The sequence below is a fragment of the Rhodococcus oxybenzonivorans genome, assembly GCF_003130705.1.
Classification (GTDB): domain Bacteria; phylum Actinomycetota; class Actinomycetes; order Mycobacteriales; family Mycobacteriaceae; genus Rhodococcus_F; species Rhodococcus_F oxybenzonivorans.
The window spans coordinates 575814-592715 of the sequence record NZ_CP021354.1 but is presented as its reverse complement, the minus strand read 5'-3'; the positions used below and the strand labels follow the sequence as shown (position 1 = coordinate 592715).

The 16902-nt window shown below is 65.6% G+C and carries 15 protein-coding genes; 5 read left to right on the top strand and 10 right to left on the bottom strand.

The features are described from left to right. The first annotated feature begins 180 nt into the window (after positions 1–180). Positions 181–624 (top strand): SRPBCC family protein, encoded by a 444-nt coding sequence (locus tag CBI38_RS02980; RefSeq protein ID WP_109326271.1) that lies wholly within the window; start codon positions 181–183, stop codon positions 622–624. Then, positions 621–947 (top strand): ArsR/SmtB family transcription factor, encoded by a 327-nt coding sequence (locus CBI38_RS02975; RefSeq protein ID WP_109326270.1) that lies wholly within the window; start codon positions 621–623, stop codon positions 945–947. The genes CBI38_RS02980 and CBI38_RS02975 overlap by 4 nt, the downstream gene beginning before the upstream one ends. Before the next feature lie 125 nt (positions 948–1072). Here CBI38_RS02975 and CBI38_RS02970 read toward each other — a convergent pair whose 3' ends face one another. The 5 genes from CBI38_RS02970 to CBI38_RS02950 all read right to left on the bottom strand — a co-directional run bounded on the left by CBI38_RS02970 (position 1073) and on the right by CBI38_RS02950 (position 4752). Continuing rightward, on the bottom strand, positions 1073–2545 hold the full coding sequence (locus CBI38_RS02970; protein WP_109326265.1) for an MFS transporter: 1473 nt from the start codon (positions 2543–2545) through the stop codon (positions 1073–1075). A 76-nt stretch (positions 2546–2621) separates the two neighbouring features. After that, positions 2622–3191 carry a TetR/AcrR family transcriptional regulator gene (locus tag CBI38_RS02965; protein WP_109334819.1) on the bottom strand — a complete coding sequence of 190 codons (570 nt, stop codon included), beginning with the start codon at positions 3189–3191 and terminating at the stop codon, positions 2622–2624. 17 nt (positions 3192–3208) lie between these two features. Further along, complete coding sequence (recR, locus tag CBI38_RS02960; protein ID WP_109326261.1) at positions 3209–3817, bottom strand: recombination mediator RecR; 609 nt, start codon at positions 3815–3817, stop codon at positions 3209–3211. Positions 3818–3826: 9 nt separating this feature from the next. Then, on the bottom strand, positions 3827–4165 hold the full coding sequence (locus tag CBI38_RS02955) for a YbaB/EbfC family nucleoid-associated protein (RefSeq protein ID WP_109326260.1): 339 nt from the start codon (positions 4163–4165) through the stop codon (positions 3827–3829). A gap of 152 nt (positions 4166–4317) precedes the next feature. Continuing rightward, positions 4318–4752 (bottom strand): SRPBCC family protein, encoded by a 435-nt coding sequence (locus CBI38_RS02950; protein WP_109326256.1) that lies wholly within the window; start codon positions 4750–4752, stop codon positions 4318–4320. Positions 4753–4997: 245 nt separating this feature from the next. On the opposite strand from CBI38_RS02950, the gene CBI38_RS02945 reads away from it, so the two are divergent. Both CBI38_RS02945 and CBI38_RS02940 read left to right on the top strand, forming a co-directional pair. Then, positions 4998–6449 carry an FAD-binding oxidoreductase gene (locus CBI38_RS02945; RefSeq protein ID WP_109326255.1) on the top strand — a complete coding sequence of 484 codons (1452 nt, stop codon included), beginning with the start codon at positions 4998–5000 and terminating at the stop codon, positions 6447–6449. Then, positions 6446–7747 carry a class I SAM-dependent methyltransferase gene (locus tag CBI38_RS02940; RefSeq protein WP_109326246.1) on the top strand — a complete coding sequence of 434 codons (1302 nt, stop codon included), beginning with the start codon at positions 6446–6448 and terminating at the stop codon, positions 7745–7747. The genes CBI38_RS02945 and CBI38_RS02940 overlap by 4 nt, the downstream gene beginning before the upstream one ends. A gap of 23 nt (positions 7748–7770) precedes the next feature. On the opposite strand, the gene CBI38_RS02935 is transcribed toward CBI38_RS02940, so the two are convergent. The 3 genes from CBI38_RS02935 to CBI38_RS02925 form a co-directional block, all read right to left on the bottom strand. Continuing rightward, a complete protein-coding gene (locus tag CBI38_RS02935; RefSeq protein ID WP_109326243.1) occupies positions 7771–8820 on the bottom strand; it encodes a type IV toxin-antitoxin system AbiEi family antitoxin domain-containing protein in 1050 nt (349 codons plus the stop codon). A 155-nt stretch (positions 8821–8975) separates the two neighbouring features. Beyond that, complete coding sequence (locus CBI38_RS02930) at positions 8976–11114, bottom strand: 3-hydroxyacyl-CoA dehydrogenase NAD-binding domain-containing protein (protein ID WP_109326242.1); 2139 nt, start codon at positions 11112–11114, stop codon at positions 8976–8978. A 28-nt stretch (positions 11115–11142) separates the two neighbouring features. Then, the gene (locus CBI38_RS02925) at positions 11143–12357 is read right to left on the bottom strand and encodes an acetyl-CoA C-acetyltransferase (RefSeq protein WP_109326241.1); all 1215 of its coding nucleotides are present in this window, start codon (positions 12355–12357) and stop codon (positions 11143–11145) included. 234 nt (positions 12358–12591) lie between these two features. Between CBI38_RS02925 and CBI38_RS02920 the strand changes: the two genes are divergently transcribed. After that, positions 12592–14235: an amidase gene (locus CBI38_RS02920; RefSeq protein ID WP_109326240.1), complete on the top strand. Its 1644-nt coding sequence runs from the start codon at positions 12592–12594 to the stop codon at positions 14233–14235. Positions 14236–14244: 9 nt separating this feature from the next. On the opposite strand, the gene CBI38_RS02915 is transcribed toward CBI38_RS02920, so the two are convergent. Both CBI38_RS02915 and CBI38_RS02910 read right to left on the bottom strand, forming a co-directional pair. Further along, positions 14245–14919, bottom strand: a complete 675-nt coding sequence (locus CBI38_RS02915) for a response regulator (RefSeq protein ID WP_109326239.1) — start codon at positions 14917–14919, stop codon at positions 14245–14247. Then, on the bottom strand, positions 14916–16874 hold the full coding sequence (locus CBI38_RS02910; RefSeq protein WP_109326235.1) for a sensor histidine kinase: 1959 nt from the start codon (positions 16872–16874) through the stop codon (positions 14916–14918). Before CBI38_RS02910 ends, CBI38_RS02915 begins: the two co-directional genes overlap by 4 nt. Positions 16875–16902 lie beyond the last annotated feature (28 nt).

Below are 16902 nucleotides of genomic sequence, written 5' to 3'. Positions count from 1 at the left end.
TGCACTGCGACGATCCCGCCGATCTTCGCGGCGCGATCGGGCGGCAGAAATCACACACAGCCTCTCCACAGGCTGTGGATAACCGTCAGTGGCGTCACTTGATGCAACCGTTGGGTTGCAGAAGTCAAGTGGGCATGCAACCATTGAGTTGCAGAAACCGCGCGAAGGAAGGTAATCGACATGGATTCGACGAGCATCACCCGAAGCGTTGTCATCAGCGCCCCGCGATCGACAGTCTGGGCTGCCATCACCGACGCCGACAAGGTCGCCCAATGGTTCGGACAGCAGGCCGAGATCGACCTCGCCGTGGGCGGCAGAGCAGAGTTCACCTGGGACGGGCACGGAACGTCCCGCGCGATCGTGACCGAGGTCGACGAGCCGAACTGCTTCGGTTTCCGCTGGGCGGCCGACAGAGACACCGATCCTGTGGAAGGCAATTCGACGCTGGTCCGGTTCACCCTCGCCGAGCACGAGTCGGGAACCGAGCTGACGGTGACCGAGACTGGATTCGACACCCTCGACCGCGACGCGGACGCACGGAACCAGCAGCGCGAAGGCAACATCCAGGGTTGGCACGCCGAACTCGACGAATTGGTCGCCTACCTACATGGCGTGAAGGCATGACCGTGGGCACCTATGCCGAACTCGCTTCGGTGTTCGCGGCCCTGTCCGACGAAACCCGCTGGGAGATCCTGACCGAGCTCGGACGGGCAGATCATTCCGCGTCGTCCCTCGCCACCCGACTGCCGGTGTCGAGGCAGGCGATCGCCAAGCATCTCACCGCCCTGCAGGCCTGTGGGTTGGTCGAATCGGTGAAGGTGGGTCGGGAGGTCCGCTATCGGGCGCTCGGCGCCGAACTCGGCAAGACGGCCCGGACGCTGGAGCGAATCGGTGCCGAGTGGGACCGACGGCTGGCAGCTATCAAGAACATCGCAGAATCGATGTAAGGACCCCAGACAGGGGTTCGGCCGGGAATGCTTCTGCATTCTCGGCCGGATCTCTGCTTCACGAGTTTTCTCTGCTCACAGGTACATTTCCTCGATCCGCACTACTTACGATACCCCCGAGTGATCTACGTCACAAGCGGTTCCATCACATTTTTTTGCGACCGGACATGACCCGGCAACGCGAGCGAGACGGCGAACACCAAGACGGCCAACACCGCACACACCCCGTACGCCAGCGAGAATGACCCTGAAGTGGCGGTCCCGCCCACCACGCCGGCCGCGAGAACCGACGCGACCACTGCGCTGCACATGGTGGTGCCCATCGTCCGCAGCAGGACGTTCACACCATTGGCCGCGGCCATCTGGGTCGCGGGCGCGGCGCGCACGATCAGCATCGGCAGCGTGCTGTAGACCAGTGCCGTGCCGATGGCTGCGACACCCAACGCCGTGATCACCAACCACAACTCCTTACCCGGCACAGCATGTAGCGAGTAACCGGCAACGAGACACACGGCTCCGGCGAGGATCGTCACCTTCGACCCGAACCGCGCGGTCACACTCGCCCCGACCTGGGCGAAGACGATCATCGACAGACTGGTGGGCAGCTGGCACACCGCAGCCTGCAGGATCGTCAGTCCGTATCCGGCTCCACTCCGCGGCGCCTGTAGCAGCTGTGTCGTGATGAGCGCGTTGCCATAGAAGGCGAACCCGACGAGAAGTGCGGTTCCGTGCGGCAGGAGAACCGACCGGCGTGCAGAGACTCGCAGGTCTATCAGCGGATTCCGGTTGCGCAACTGCTGGTAGCCCCACAACGCGAACAGAAACACCGAAGACGCGAACATGCCCAGCACCGCGGGACTCGACCAGCCCCACGAACTGCCCTGCGTGATCGGCACCAGCAAGCTGACCAGTGCGGCCGTCAGCCCGACCGCGCCGACCCCGTCGAAGCGTCCGCCGGAGCGCACCGCCGATTCGCGGATGAACAACGCCGCCGCCGTGGTGACCGCCAACCCGATCGCTGCGATCACCCAGAAGAGAACGTGCCAATGGGAATATTCGGCGATGGCAGCCGCGAACGGCAGGCCCAGGGCCGTGCCGATGCCGAGGGTGGAACTCATCATCGCGATTGCGCGGTGCACCTTCTCCGGCGGCAGTTCGTCGCGGAGGATCGAAATACCGATCGGGATAACCGCGCCGCCGACGCCCTGCAGTCCGCGCGCGAAGATCAGCAGTCCGATGTCGGAGGTAACCGCGCACAGCACTGCGCCCAGCGTCATGATGACGAACGCCGCCATCAGCATTCGCTTCTTTCCATACATGTCCGCGAGGCGCCCGAAAATGGGAGTGACCACCGCGCCGACGAGCAGAGTCGCCGTGATCAGCCAGGACACCGACGTCGTCCCGGCGCCGGTGAACGCCGGCATGCTCGGGAGCAGCGGCACCATCACCGTCTGCAGTACAGCTTGGAACACCCCGGCGAAGGCGAGAATGGGGAGAAGGAATCGGGATCCAACTGGGAGGGACTGCGGCTCGGCCGCCGCGCGTGCCGACGACGCCCGCGGCATCGAAGACAACGGCCGTGGCAACGAAATCGTCACGCGTCACCCCCGTACAGTTGGTAAATGGCTGTTCACCACTTTAGGTGAACAGCCATTTACCACGCAAGCCGAACTGTCAGGGGTCGAGCAGCTGCTGCACCAGTGGGGCGTAGTGCGCCACCACCTCCTCCGGCGAACCGGAGGCATACTCCTGCATCATCTTGCGGCGCATCACCGCGAGACCGGTCAACATCGACATCACCAGTTCCGCGCGCAGCCGCGCATCCGGGCCGGTCAAGCGTGTCGCCAGCGCATCGATCATCTGCGAGGAGTAGTTGGCGCGCAGCTTGCGGCCCCGCTCCTCGCTGGCCCCGCTCATGAACAGAATGTTCAACGACAGCGGTTTGTACGATTCCATCGGACGCGCGAACATCGACACCATTCGCTCGCCCAGCCCATCCAGTGGGCCATTGAATATCATGTCGGCGGCCCCCCGGAAATCGACGAGGGTGTCGAACAACTGCTCTTTGGACCCGAAGTATTTGATGATGAGCGGGGCGCTGACCCCCGCATCGTCGGCAATGTCTTTGAGAGTGATCTCACGATAGGGCCTGGTGGCGAATGCCCGCCCCGCCGCATCGACGATGAGCGACCTCGACTGCTCGGCTGTGCGTTTCGCAGGTGCGGTCGCAGTGCGTTCGGGCATCGCGGTCGGCTCGGACGTCACAGTGTGCGTCTTCCGGACAACGCTCGGCCCAGGGTCAGTTCGTCGGCGAACTCGAGGTCGCCGCCCATCGGCAGCCCCGATGCGAGCCGACTGACCGTCAGCCCCGGAAAGTCCCGAAGCATGCGCACCAGATACGTGGCGGTGGCTTCACCCTCGGTGTTGGGATCGGTGGCGATGATGACCTCGGAGACGTCGACCCCGTCCTCCTGATTCGCGATGCGCCCCAGCAACTCTCGAATGCGAAGCTGGTCGGGGCCGATACCCGACAGGGGGTCGAGGGCACCCCCGAGTACGTGATAGCGACCCTTGAACTCACGGGTCCGCTCCACCGCCTGCACGTCCTTCGGTTCCTCCACCACGCAGATCACCGTGCGGTCCCGGCGGGGGTCGGCGCAGATCCGGCAGTACTCCTTGTCGGATACGGTGCCGCACACCACGCAGAACTGAACGCCGTCACGGACCCGCTCCAAGGCGTTCTCGAGCCGCTGAATCTCGGAAGGTTCGACGCTGAGCAGGTGAAACGCGATGCGTTGGGCACTCTTCGGCCCGACACCGGGCAGCTTGCCGAGTTCGTCGATCAGGTCCTGGACCGGCCCCTCGTACACGCCGGACCTCTAGAAGCCGGGAAGACCGGGCAGGCCTCCGCCCAATCCACCTGCCAGCGGACCGAGCTTCTCCGCCGCGATCTGCTGCGCCTTGTTCGACGCGTCCTCGATGGCGCCGATCACCAGGTCCTGCAACGTTTCGACGTCGTCGGGATCGACGACCTTCGGGTCGATCTTCAGACCGACTACTTCACCTGTGCCTTTGACGGTCGCAGTGACGAGTCCACCACCGGCCTGCCCGGTGACCTCGGCTTCGGCCATCTCCTGTTGCGCGGCCATCAGCTGCTGCTGCATCTGCTGTGCCTGCGCCAGAAGCTGCGACATGTCGGGCTGTCCACCTGGTTGCACTGACGTGGTCCTTTCTGCGGTTACCCTGCCAGCGTAGACGGTCGCCGCCGAGGTGGCCTCACGCCGACGAACCAGGCAGCACGCACCACCTCACGGGCAGTCGCGAGCGGCCTCATCCCCCTGCCCGGCAGGGGCCGGGCAGGAAGGGACGGTCAGGCGAGTTCACGCTCCAGATTGGCGAGTACCGTTGCCTGGATCTTCTTCAGGCCCAGCGGGGCGAAGGTCTTCTCGAAGAAGCCGCCGATGCCGCCCGCACCCTTCCATTGTGTGGTGGTCGTGACGGTCGAGCCGGACCCGCTCGGTACGACCACCCAGGTAGTGACGAGCGAAGAATTAGCATCCGTCTCCGTGATCGTGTCGCCTGCCACGGTGACGGTCGCCTTGATGTCACGCGACCGCTTCTCGGTGGCCTTCAACGTCCACTGCGCCACGGTGCCGGTGCCCTGCCCGCCCTCGAGAACGCGGTAGTCCCGGTAGTGCTCCGACAGGATGCGGGGACGCACCGTCTCGTAGTCCGACAAGGCCGCAAGCACCTTCTCCGGCGTGGCTGCGACGGTAATCGAACTGCTCGCGCTGACCTGGCCCACTGTTCTGACTCCTCTAGTACGGTTCGTACGGTATCTTCCCTCACCATCCTGCCTCTCGAATGCGGACATCGGTGACGGCGCAGCAATCGATTGTGAGCTAGGTCACCGGATCGCTGTCACGACCCGCGCGTTGGTGAGACATTTGTGTGAATCTTCGGCCCGCCGCGGCGATATGCGTGGCTTCAATCCGCCGAGAGGGATAGCGTCAGGGTGTGGCTGCCTCTTCGGTTGAACTACTGAAAAGCATGCGGGCGGGTGGACGCCCCTCCCGTGCGCATCGCACATCGCCCCTGACCGGGATCGATGCTCACCGCGCCGGTGTCGAACGGTTACTCGCGTCGTATCGCGCGATCCCTTCGGACGCCGACGTACGACTCGCCAAGAAGACGTCCAATCTGTTTCGGGCTCGCGCACACACTACCGCCCCAGGACTCGATGTCTCCGGCCTCGGCGGGGTCATCTCCGTCGATCCGCAGGCGCAGACAGCAGATGTCGCGGGGATGTGCACGTACGAGGACCTCGTGGACGCCACCCTGCCGTACGGGCTGGCACCGCTGGTGGTTCCGCAGCTCAAGACAATCACTTTGGGGGGCGCGGTAACCGGGCTCGGGATCGAGTCGACGTCGTTCCGCAACGGCCTGCCCCACGAGTCCGTGCTCGAGATCGATGTTCTGACCGGGAGCGGCGACATCATCACCGCCACGCCGGAGGGCCGGCACTCCGATCTGTTCTGGGGTTTCCCCAATTCGTACGGCACACTGGGATATTCGACCCGCCTGCGAATCGAGCTCGAGCCCGTCAAACGGTATGTGGCACTGCGACACCTGCGTTTCGATTCACTCGACGAACTGCAATCGACGATGGACCGGATCGTCGGCGACCGGACCTACGACGGAATCCCCGTCGACTACGTGGACGGCGTGGTGTTCACCGCATCCGAAAGCTATCTGACGCTGGGCAACCAGACCGACGAGGGCGGTGCGGTCAGCGACTACACCGGTCGCAACATCTTCTACCGGTCCATTCAGCACGCTTCGGTGAACCATCCCAAAACGGACAAATTGACGACCCGAGATTACCTGTGGCGGTGGGACACCGACTGGTTCTGGTGCTCGCGTGCGTTCGGCGCGCAGAATCCGACGATCCGCAGGTTGTGGCCCAAGAAGCTTCTCCGTAGCAGCTTCTACTGGAAGCTCATCGCGCTCGACCACAAGTACGACATCGGTGACCGTCTCGAGAAGCGGAAGGGCAATCCCCCACGTGAGCGGGTCGTGCAGGACGTGGAAGTACCCATCGAGCGCACCGCCGACTTCGTTCGATGGTTTCTCGACGAGATCCCCATCGAACCGTTGTGGTTGTGCCCGTTGCGCTTGCGTGAACCTGCGCCCGCCGGAGCGTCGTCGCAGCGACCGTGGCCTCTCTATCCCCTCGAACCGAAACGCACCTATGTGAACATCGGCTTCTGGTCGTCGGTGCCCATCCGGCCCGGAGAGCCCGAAGGGGCGGCCAACCGGCTCATCGAGGACAAGGTCAGCGACTTCGACGGACACAAGTCCCTCTACTCTGACTCCTATTACTCACGAGCGGATTTCGAGCGCCTCTACTACGGCGGCGATCGATACACCGAACTGAAAAAGCACTACGATCCCGATTCCCGGTTACTGGACCTCTTCTCCAAGGCGGTGCAACGTCGATGACAACTCTGAAAGCTCCCCGCACACAAGACCGGAAGCTGACCATCGCGGAGATTCTCGAGACTCTCTCCGACGGCATGCTCCCGTTGCGGTTCACCGCATACGACGGCAGTGCCGCCGGACCCGAGGATGCGCCCTACGGCCTGCACCTCAAGTCCACCCGCGGAACCACCTACCTGGCAACCGCCCCCGGTGATCTCGGGATGGCCCGGGCCTACGTGTCCGGCGACCTCGAAGCACGCGGCGTCCACCCCGGCGACCCCTACGAGATTCTCCGGGTCATGGGTGACGAACTGCATTTCCGTCGTCCGTCGGCGCTGACGCTCGCGGCCATCACCCGTTCGCTCGGTTGGGACCTCTTACGGCCCATCGCCCCTCCCCCGCAGGAACATCTCCCGCGGTGGCGTCGCGTCGCCGAAGGCCTGCGGCACTCCAAGGCGCGCGACGCCGAAGTGATCCACCACCACTACGACGTCTCGAACACCTTCTACGAGTACGTCCTCGGTCCCTCCATGACGTACACGTGCGCGTGCTACGAGAACACCGAGCAGACCCTGGAAGAAGCGCAGGACAACAAGTACCGGCTGGTGTTCGAGAAACTCGGCCTCCAGCCTGGTGACCGGCTGCTCGACATCGGGTGCGGCTGGGGTTCGATGGTTCGGTACGCGGCCCGGCGCGGCGTCAAGGTCATCGGCGCCACCCTGTCGCGCGAGCAAGCCGAGTGGGCGCAGAAGGCCATCGCCGAAGAGGGCCTGTCCGACCTCGCCGAAGTCCGGTTCTCCGACTACCGCGACGTGCCCGAAACCGGCTTCGACGCCATCTCGTCGATCGGCCTCACCGAGCACATCGGCGTCGGCAACTACCCCGCCTACTTCACCCTGCTGAAAGACAAACTGCGGGAGGGCGGGCGGCTTCTCAACCACTGCATCACCCGTCCCGACAATCGCAGTCAGGCGCGCGCCGGTGGCTTCATCGACCGGTACGTTTTTCCCGACGGCGAACTCACCGGCTCGGGTCGCATCATCTCCGAGATCCAGAACGTGGGCCTCGAAGTCCGGCACGAGGAGAACCTGCGCGAACACTACGCACTCACCCTCGCCGGGTGGTGCCAGAACCTCGTCGACAACTGGGACGCCTGCGTCGCCGACGTGGGTGAAGGAACCGCACGCGTATGGGGCCTCTACATGGCCGGGTCGCGGCTCGGGTTCGAACGCAACGTCGTGCAGCTGCACCAGGTCCTCGCCGTCAAGCTCGGGCCGAAGGGTGAAGCGCATGTCCCGCTCCGCCCGTGGTGGTCATAGGCGGCTTCGCCGCCCGTGAGTGGTTAAGGAGTCTCTGCACTCCTTAACCACTCACAAGCCCGGCAGGACCTCTCGCCCGGCCTCACCCACCCCTCCCGCACCAGGACGGTCTCCACTTCGCGGGCCACCACGCACGGGCTCTTCGTCACCTCGTCGAACCCGTAGACAAGCCGCGGCCTTCCCTGTAGTTCTGCTGCATTGTCGCGTCGACGATCCCGGAAGGCGACCTCCGCCATGGCGTGCGCACGGCGACCGTCGAGTCGCACGATGAGCGGCACACCGTGATCGGAGTAGTCGCAGTCCTCGAACAGGGTGCGTCCGTCCACGACCACCGGCGACTGCCGTCGGGCGCGCGGCAAACCGTGCGCATCCTCGACGTCGGTGGCGTAGCGGTACTCGAGGATCGACTGGACGCCGTCGGCCAGCAGTCGCACCGCGTCCGCGAGTGCCTTGCGGTATCGGCGCGGCCGTCGCTCCTCCATGCGTCGTCGAATGTCGCGCAGCGGGATCCGGGCATTGGTCGCGAGAGCGATGAGCCGGGTGTAGGCGTCCCGTGCCGTGGGTTCGGCGATCGCAACATCCAGAGCCGTGTCCGCCCTTGCCGTCCGGGGTTGGTCAGCGTCGATGGCGATGTAATCGTGCGCCCTCGACCGGTGCACGACCACTCCCGAATGAACGACAGTTCCTTCGCGGTGGCACAAACTGACCGACGCGAGGCCCGCGCCGACAACGGTCGGCGGCTGGGAAATAGCCGATCTCTTATAGGGAACGGTGATGTGCACGGGGCGCGCCGGCTCGACACGAATCATGTGCCATTCCTCGGCGGCGGTGTGGTGGCTGAGGACTGCGCCTCTGCCTCCGAAGAGCAGCGCGGCTTCCAGTGACATCTCACGAGTGATCGGTCCGTTGCTCACCGAGTAGACACCGTGGAGCACTGCTTGCCATCGACCGGATTCGACGCGGTGCCGGACTCTGCTGCGGGGAAACCCGAGGGCGTGGAGCTGCGTGTGGGTGATCAGGCCGAACTGCTTCTCGGCGACGTCTTTCAGGGCGGCGAATTTCGTAACTGTCATACCGGGCACGATCACCGAGACCTCCGACGGGTCTCGGTGTCGCACCTGGGGAAATAAATCGCCCTGTGGATAACCCACAGGTTGGGGATAACTCAGCCCCGTGAGTGGTTAACGAGTCCAGAGACTCCTTAACCACTCACGGGCGGCGGAGCCGCCTACTTCAGCGACGCCGGCGGGGTGAAGCGCTCACCGTACTTGGCGGCGAGTTCTTCAGCGCGCTTGACGAAGCCGGCCTGGCCGCCTGCGTAGCCCTGGATGTACTGCGACACACCGCCGGTCCAGGCGGGGAAGCCGATACCCATGATGGAGCCGATGTTGGCGTCGGCGGTGGTCATGAGAACACCCTCGTCGAAGCACTTCTGGGTTTCGATGGCCTCGATGAACAGCATGCGTTCGATGAGGTCCTGGAACGGGACGTCGAGTTCCTTGGAACCGAAGTTCTCCCGCAGGCCGGGCCACAGGCCGGTGCGCTTGCCGTCGGCGTAGTCGTAGAAGCCGGCGCCGCCGAGTTTGCCCTTGCGGTCGAATTTGTCGACCAGGGTGTTGATGACGTCGCCTGCCGGATCGGCGGGCAGTTCCTTGCCTTCGGCTTTCGCAGCTTCCGCGGTTTCCTTGCGGATCTTCTGCATCAGCGTGAGGTTCAGCTCGTCCGACAGCTGGAGCGGCGCGGCGGGGTAGCCGGCCTGCAGACCTGCCTGCTCGATGGTGGCCGGTTCGATGCCCTCGGCGAGCATGGCGATGGCCTCGTTGATGAACGTGCCGATGACGCGTGAGGTGAAGAAGCCGCGCGAGTCGTTGACGACGATCGGTGTCTTGCGGATGGCCTGCACGTAGTCGAAGACGCGGGCGAGGGCCTCGTCGGACGTCTTCTCGCCGCGGATGATCTCCACGAGCGGCATCTTGTCGACGGGTGAGAAGAAGTGGATGCCGATGAAGTCTTCCTGCCGCTTCACACCCGTGGCCAGGCCGGTGATCGGCAGGGTCGAGGTGTTGGAACCGAGCAGCGCATTCGGGTCGACGATGTCTTCGATTTCCTGGAACACCTTGTGCTTCAGGTCTTGCGATTCGAACACCGCCTCGACGACGAAGTCGACACCGGCGAAGTCGGCCGGGTCGGCGGTCGGCTTGATCCGGTCGAGCAGCGCCTTCGACTTCTCCTCGGTGGTCTTGCCACGCGACAGCGCCTTGGCCTCGATGCCCTCGGAGTACGCCTTGCCCTTGTTCGCGGCCTCGATGCTCACGTCCTTGAGGACGACGTCGAAGCCGGCCTTCGCGGACACGTAGGCGATACCCGCGCCCATCATTCCGGCGCCGAGCACACCGACCTTGGTGATCGGGGTCTTCTCGATGCCTTCGGGGCGGGAGGCCCCGGAGTTGATGGCCTGCAGGTCGAAGAAGAAGGCCTGGATCATGTTCTTCGCGACCTGGCCGGTGACCAGCGACGTGAAATACCGCGCCTCGATGAGCAGCGCGTTGTCGATGTCGACCTGCGAGCCCTCGACGGCGGCTGCCATGATCGCGCGCGGCGCAGGCATGGGGGCGCCCTTGAGCTGCTTGCGCAGGTTCGCGGGGAAGGCGGGCAGGTTGGCGGCGAATGCGGGGGTGGACGGGGTTCCGCCCGGAATCCGGTAGCCCTTCTTGTCCCACGGCTGCACGCCGCCCTCAGGGTTGGCCTTGATCCACGCCTTCGCAGCGGGTACCAGTTCCTCGACGGAGGACACGACCTCGTCGATCAGTCCGACCTCCTTGGCCTGGGCCGGTCCTCGCTGCTGACCCTGCAGCAGTACCTGCATGAGCGCGTTCTGCAGACCGAGCATCCGGACCGTGCGCACGACTCCGCCACCGCCGGGCAGCAGACCGAGGGTCACCTCGGGGAGGCCGATCTTGACGCCCTTCACGTCCGCGGCGATGCGGTGGTGGGTGGCGAGGGCGATTTCGAGTCCGCCGCCGAGTGCGGCACCGTTGATTGCGGTGACAACGGGCTTGCCGAGGGTTTCGAGGCGACGCAGATCCGACTTGATCGCGACGCTGTGGTCGTAGATTTCCTGGGCGTTCTCGGGCCCGACCTTGATCATGTTCTTCAGGTCGCCGCCGGCGAAGAAGGTCTTCTTGCCGGACGTGATGACGACGCCCGTGATGGAGTCCTTCTCCTCGACGAGGCGGTCGACGGTCGCCTTCATCGAGGAGATGTAGGCGTCGTTCATGGTGTTCGCGCCCTGGTTGGGATCGTCGATGGTGAGCACGACGATGCCGTCGGCGTCCTGCTCCCAGTTGATGATGTTCTGCTCGCTCACTGCTTCAAGTCTCCTGTTGATCCGGGCGTCAGACGCGCTCGACGATGGTGGCGACACCCATACCGCCGCCGATGCACAAGGTGATGAGGGCATACCGGGCGTTCCGCCGCTCGAGTTCGTCGAGCATGGTGCCGGTGATCATGGCCCCCGTAGCGCCCAGCGGGTGACCCATCGCGATGGCACCACCATTGACGTTGAGCTTCTCGTCGGGAATCTTCAGGTCCTTCTGGAACTTCAGCACCACCGATGCGAACGCCTCGTTGATCTCGAACAGGTCGATGTCGTCGACGGTCAGTCCGGCTGCGGCGAGGACCTTCTTCGACGCCGGGGTCGGACCGGTGAGCATGATCGTGGAGTCGGCGCCGGAGGTGGCGGTGGCGACGACGCGGGCACGCGGCCGCAGACCCATGTCCTTGCCGGCCTGCTCCGATCCGACGAGCACCAGTGCGGCGCCGTCGACGATGCCGGAGCTGTTACCGCCGTGGTGGACGTGGTTGATCTTCTCGACCCAGTGGTACTTCTGCAGCGACACCGCGTCGAAGCCGCCCATCTCACCGACACCGGCGAACGACGGGTTGAGGCCTGCGAGATTTTCCACGGTGGTGCCGGGACGCATGTGCTCGTCGTGGTCGAGGACGGTGATGCCGTTGATGTCCTTCACCGGGACGACGGACTTGGTGAAGTACCCGCCCGCCCACGCCTTCGCGGCGAGATCCTGCGAGCGGACGGCGTACGCGTCGACGTCTTCGCGGGAGAAGCCCTCGATGGTGGCGATCAGGTCGGCGCCCACACCCTGCGGCACGAAGTAGTTGTCGTAGTTGGTGGCCGGGTCGAGTGCCCACGGTCCGCCGTCGGAGCCCATCGGCACGCGGGACATCGATTCGACGCCACCGGCGATCACCAGTTCGTCCCAGCCCGACCGCACCTTCTGGGCGGCGGTGTTGACGGCCTCGAGGCCCGACGCGCAGAACCGGTTGAGCTGGACACCACCGACGGTGTCGGGCAGCCCGGCGTCGTTGACGGCGATGCGTGCAATATCCATACCCTGGTCGCCCACCGGGGTGACGACACCGAGGATCAGATCCGAGATGCGGTCCTCGTCGAGGTCGGGGAAGCGGACGCGGAGCTCGTCGATCAGGCCGGTGACCAGCGAGATCGGCTTGACCGAATGGAGCGAACCGGTCTTCTTTCCGCGGCCACGCGGGGTGCGGATGGCTTCATAAATGAATGCCTCTGTGGTCACTTCGGGTGTTCCTTCCTTATCTGCGTCGACGCCGACAGTGCACACGGCGCTCTGCGCGGGGCATACCCCGTCAACTTCACCTTAGAACCTGTTGCAAAACCGGAGGAAGGACCGAAGCGATCCAGGATCGTGACCCAGGCGATCACGGTTCCCCTTCTCTCATCGCGCCGAGGCAGCATTTTCGTGCTCTAATGACGCGCGCCCGCACTCCCGCGACAAGAGAAGAGTCCCCTCGTGCCGACCCCGCTGTCCCGGCGACGTCTCCTCGGGGCCGCGGCGGTGGGTGCCGTGACCGCAGCCGGATTCGGTGGCCGAACCGCCTCGGCCCGTCGGCGTCTTCCGCCGCCGACGTCCGTCACGGAGACCGACCCCGCTCTGCTGAGTGCGATCGAGGCGGCGACTCTTCTGCAGTCGCGTGCCCTGCACCCACGGGATCTGCTCGACGCGTGCCTCGGTCGCAGCGCGGAATACGACGGCTCGGTCGAGGCGTGGATCCGGATCTACTCGGAGCAGGCATACGCCGCGGCAGACCTGGCAGCGCAGCGACTGGCTACCGGATCGGCACCACTCGCCTGCGGATTGCCGATCGGCCTGAAAGATGTCTTCGCCGTGGCCGGGTTGCCCCTGACGGCGTCGAGCGACGCCCTTGCCGGCAACATCGCCGCCGGCGATTCGGGCGTGTGGCGGCGGTTCCGCGATGCGGGAATGGTCCTCATGGGACACCTGCACACGCATGAGTTCGCTATCGGGACCGCCACACCCCAGGTCGGCAATCCCTGGGGAACCGAGTACTCGCCGGGCGGTTCCTCGGGCGGCAGTGCCGCCGCACTCGCCGCCCGGTTCACTCCGTGCGCTGTCGGGACGGACACCGGCGGATCACTGCGCATCCCCGCGAGCGCGTGCGGAATTACCGCCATCAAGCCGACGTTCGGCCGGTGCAGCACCAGCGGGGTGATCCCGCTGACGTGGACTCGTGATCACACCGGACCGATGGGGCGCAGTGTCGCCGACGCGTCCCTGCTGCTCAGTTACATGGCGGGCGTCGACGTCGACGACCCCAGCACGTCGGTGGGACCCGACGTACCGGCGAACGGGTACCCGCTCTCCGCCGTGGGCGGCCCACAGCCGTTGTCCGGCATACGCTTCGGCCTCCCGAGCACGGCAACCGAGGAGCTGCCCGAATCTGTGGGGGTGTTGTTCTCGGCATTTCTCGACCTGATCCGTCGTCTCGGCGGGGTGATCGTCGACGTCCGGATGCCGACGGTTCCCACCGGACTTCTCACCGGTGACCTGGCCGAATTCGGTGTGTATCACCAGCAGTTCGTCGATCGGCTCCCGTCGTACAGGCCGGAATCGGCTGTTGCCGCGACTGCGGCTGTCGCGAGTCTCGGCGTGCCGGTGGCAGACTACTTTTCGCTCGAACGCGAACGACGGCGTTACCAGCACGAGTACAACCGCATGTTCGCCGAGCACGCCTTGGACGTGGTTCTGCGACCCGGGGCCCTGACGGACGGAATCCGCCGCGACACACTGGCTGATACGAGCGTGTTCGCCGGCGCCAGGGAAAACTACTTCTGGGCCAATTACACCGGGGCACCCGTGATCTGCGTTCCCGCCGGCCGGTCCACCGCCACCGGCATCCCTTTCGGCGTGCAACTCGGTGGTCTCCCGTGGGCCGAGGAGGCGCTGATCTCGACGGCACTCGAACTGCAGGAAGCGGATCCGGTGTGGCGCGACACCCCGTCACTCGTCTCGTCTCCCCGCCGGATTCCCGACGTCCGCACCACCCGCCCCGGGCCGGGCCCGAGTCCCACGAACACCGACGACTCCGGCCCCGGGTTCAGATTCGTGCCGACGACATCCACCGCGGCCGTCTAGCTGCCGCACTCACGGATCGAGTCCGAGCCCGGCGTCCCGCGCGCGCACGATGGCGGCGGAACGGTCGGGCACACCGAGCTTGGCCAGCACGTTGGACACATGGTTGCGCACGGTCTTCGGACTCAGCACCAGTCGCCGGGAGATGCTCGCGTTGTCGTGCCCGCGAGCCACGAGGTCCAAAACCTCACGTTCCCGGTCGGTCAACTCGGGAAACACCGTCGAGCGCACCCGGTGTGAGGCCGCCATGAAGGTCATCGCCCGGGCGGCGACCGCGGCGCCCAGGATCATTTCGCCATTTGCGACGGCTCGCACAGCACGTTCCACTTCGGCGGGGTCGGCGCCCTTGACGAGATAACCCCTCGCCCCGGCACGCACCGAAGCGACGAGCGACTCGTCGTCCTCGTGCATCGTGACCACGAGCACCCGCAACGCCGGATATGTCTGGACCAACCGGCGGGTGGCGTCCACGCCCGACCCGTCACCGAGTTCGAGGTCCATGAGCACCACATCGACTTCGGCGTCGACGACGTCGAGCGCTTCGGCGACGGAGCTGGCCTGAGCAGCCACCTCCATGCCGTCGAGTGTCGAGAGCAGTGCCACCATTCCGAGCCGGAACACCGGGTGATCGTCGACGACGACGACCCGGATGGGCGAGGGTGAAGTACTGGCAATACTCGCGCTCATAGTGGTGACAACGGTAGCCGGGCGGTGACCACTGTGCCTGTCGGACTCCCCGATTCGATGTCGAGGGTGCCGCCGAGTTCGCGGGCGCGCTCACGCATCGACCGGGTCCCCACCCCGGCACCTCCCGTGGGATCGAACCCACAGCCGTCGTCCCGGATCATCACTTCGAGGACATCGCCGACTCCCGGATCCTGACCGAGTGTGGCGTCGACACGGCAACCGTCGGCGCCACTGTGCCGTCGTGCGTTGGTCACGGCCTCGACGATGATTCCGTACGCAGCGGCGCTGGTCTGCGTACCGAGGCCGGCTGGCGGGTCTGCTCGAATGTGCAGCGTGAAACCACTACGGGAGTGTGTTTCCGCCAATTCTTGCAGGGCGGGGAGAAGGCCGAGTTCGTCGAGCACCGGCGGAAACATGCTGCGGGACAGCTGCCGGACACCCTCGACCTGGTGGTCGAGTTCCGCCTGCAGCGAATCGATGAGTGCCGCTGCCGAATCGGGATCGCTCGTGAGCAGGTTCCGGGCCCCTTGCAGGCCGAGTCGGATGCCCGCCAGCGACGGTCCCAGGCCGTCGTGCAGTTCACGGCGGATCATCTGGCGCTCCTCGAGGCGAACCGACGCCAGCTGCCGCCGGGCCTCCCGCAGGTCGTCGGCCGACTGCATGACCACGAGGCCCGCCGTGACCACGGCAGACAGCTCGGTGAGCGATCTGCGCGTCCGCGAGCCGAGCGTCTCCCCGGGAGGTGCGGTGACGATCATCGTGCCGAACACCGCTCCACGATGTACCAACTTCACCGACTCTGCGGGTCCCGTCGCGTGACCCCACACCGCGGCAACGCCGCTGCCACGGCGAATAGATACCGATTCGAGGCGCAACGCGACACCCACACCGGCGGCGAGTTCCGCGAGTAGTTCCTCTGGTGACTCGGCACTGCCGAATCGCCGCCCCAGTGTGCGGACCGCTCGGGCCGGATCTGCGCCCTCGCCGTACACCAGGTGGTGCACTCGCCGCTGGAGCCACAACCGCGCGGGTTGTACAGCGACGGCGACGACTCCCGCCGCCACCACCTGCGCACCCACCGATTCACCCGCGGGGAGCAGCGCCGACACGAGCGTCGCCACCACGACGTACAACACCAGCAGCAGGACGGTGAGCGTCCCGGCCACCGTCGCACGGCTGACCGCCAGGTTCAGTCCCCACATGCGCTGCCGCAGAACGCACACCAGGATCGCGACCGGGTAGAACGCCTGCACGGCGAGGTGCACCAGTGGATTGAGCACCCACAGCCCGGGAAGCGACGCCGGCAGCGCGAGAGGAATGTACGCGGCCGTCATCAGACCGGTGCCCAGACACATCCATCCCAGACCTACCCGCTCGGTCTGCGGACCGTGCCGCCACCGCCAACCACAATCCGCCGACGCAAGCACCCCGACGACGAGGACGGGAAGAAGCACCCAGATCGGTGGAATGTCGGTGAAGGTCCGCGACCAGAAGTACCACGCGGTCGCGCCGATACCCGCCGCGACTCCTGCCTTCGCGATCGGCCCCAGCGGATGGTCGCGGATCAGCCACGGGACGATGAGGAAGAGGCTGAGCGTGCCCGGAATCCACGCCGTGTTCTGCAGCGGTTCCAGCACACCGACTCCCGGGAGGCCGGGACGGACCAGCGCGAGCTGCGAGTAGCTGTAGCTCAGCGCGGCGACGCCCACTCCGATCGCGGTGAGGCCGAGGAGGATCGGTACCGGGTGCACACGCCGAGCGAGGACGACCCCGCCCACGGTCCCGTACACCGCAGCGCCGACGACATCTACCAGGAAGAACAGCTGGTTGGAATCGATGCCCGGGTCTGCGCCGACGAACGCCACAACGGACAGGACCACCAGCACCCACGACGACACCGCCATGACTGCGGCGGGTACCGGCGCACCGCCGGTACCCGCCGACCCCTCGATCATTCGACATGCCCTCGTCTCGCTCATCGTG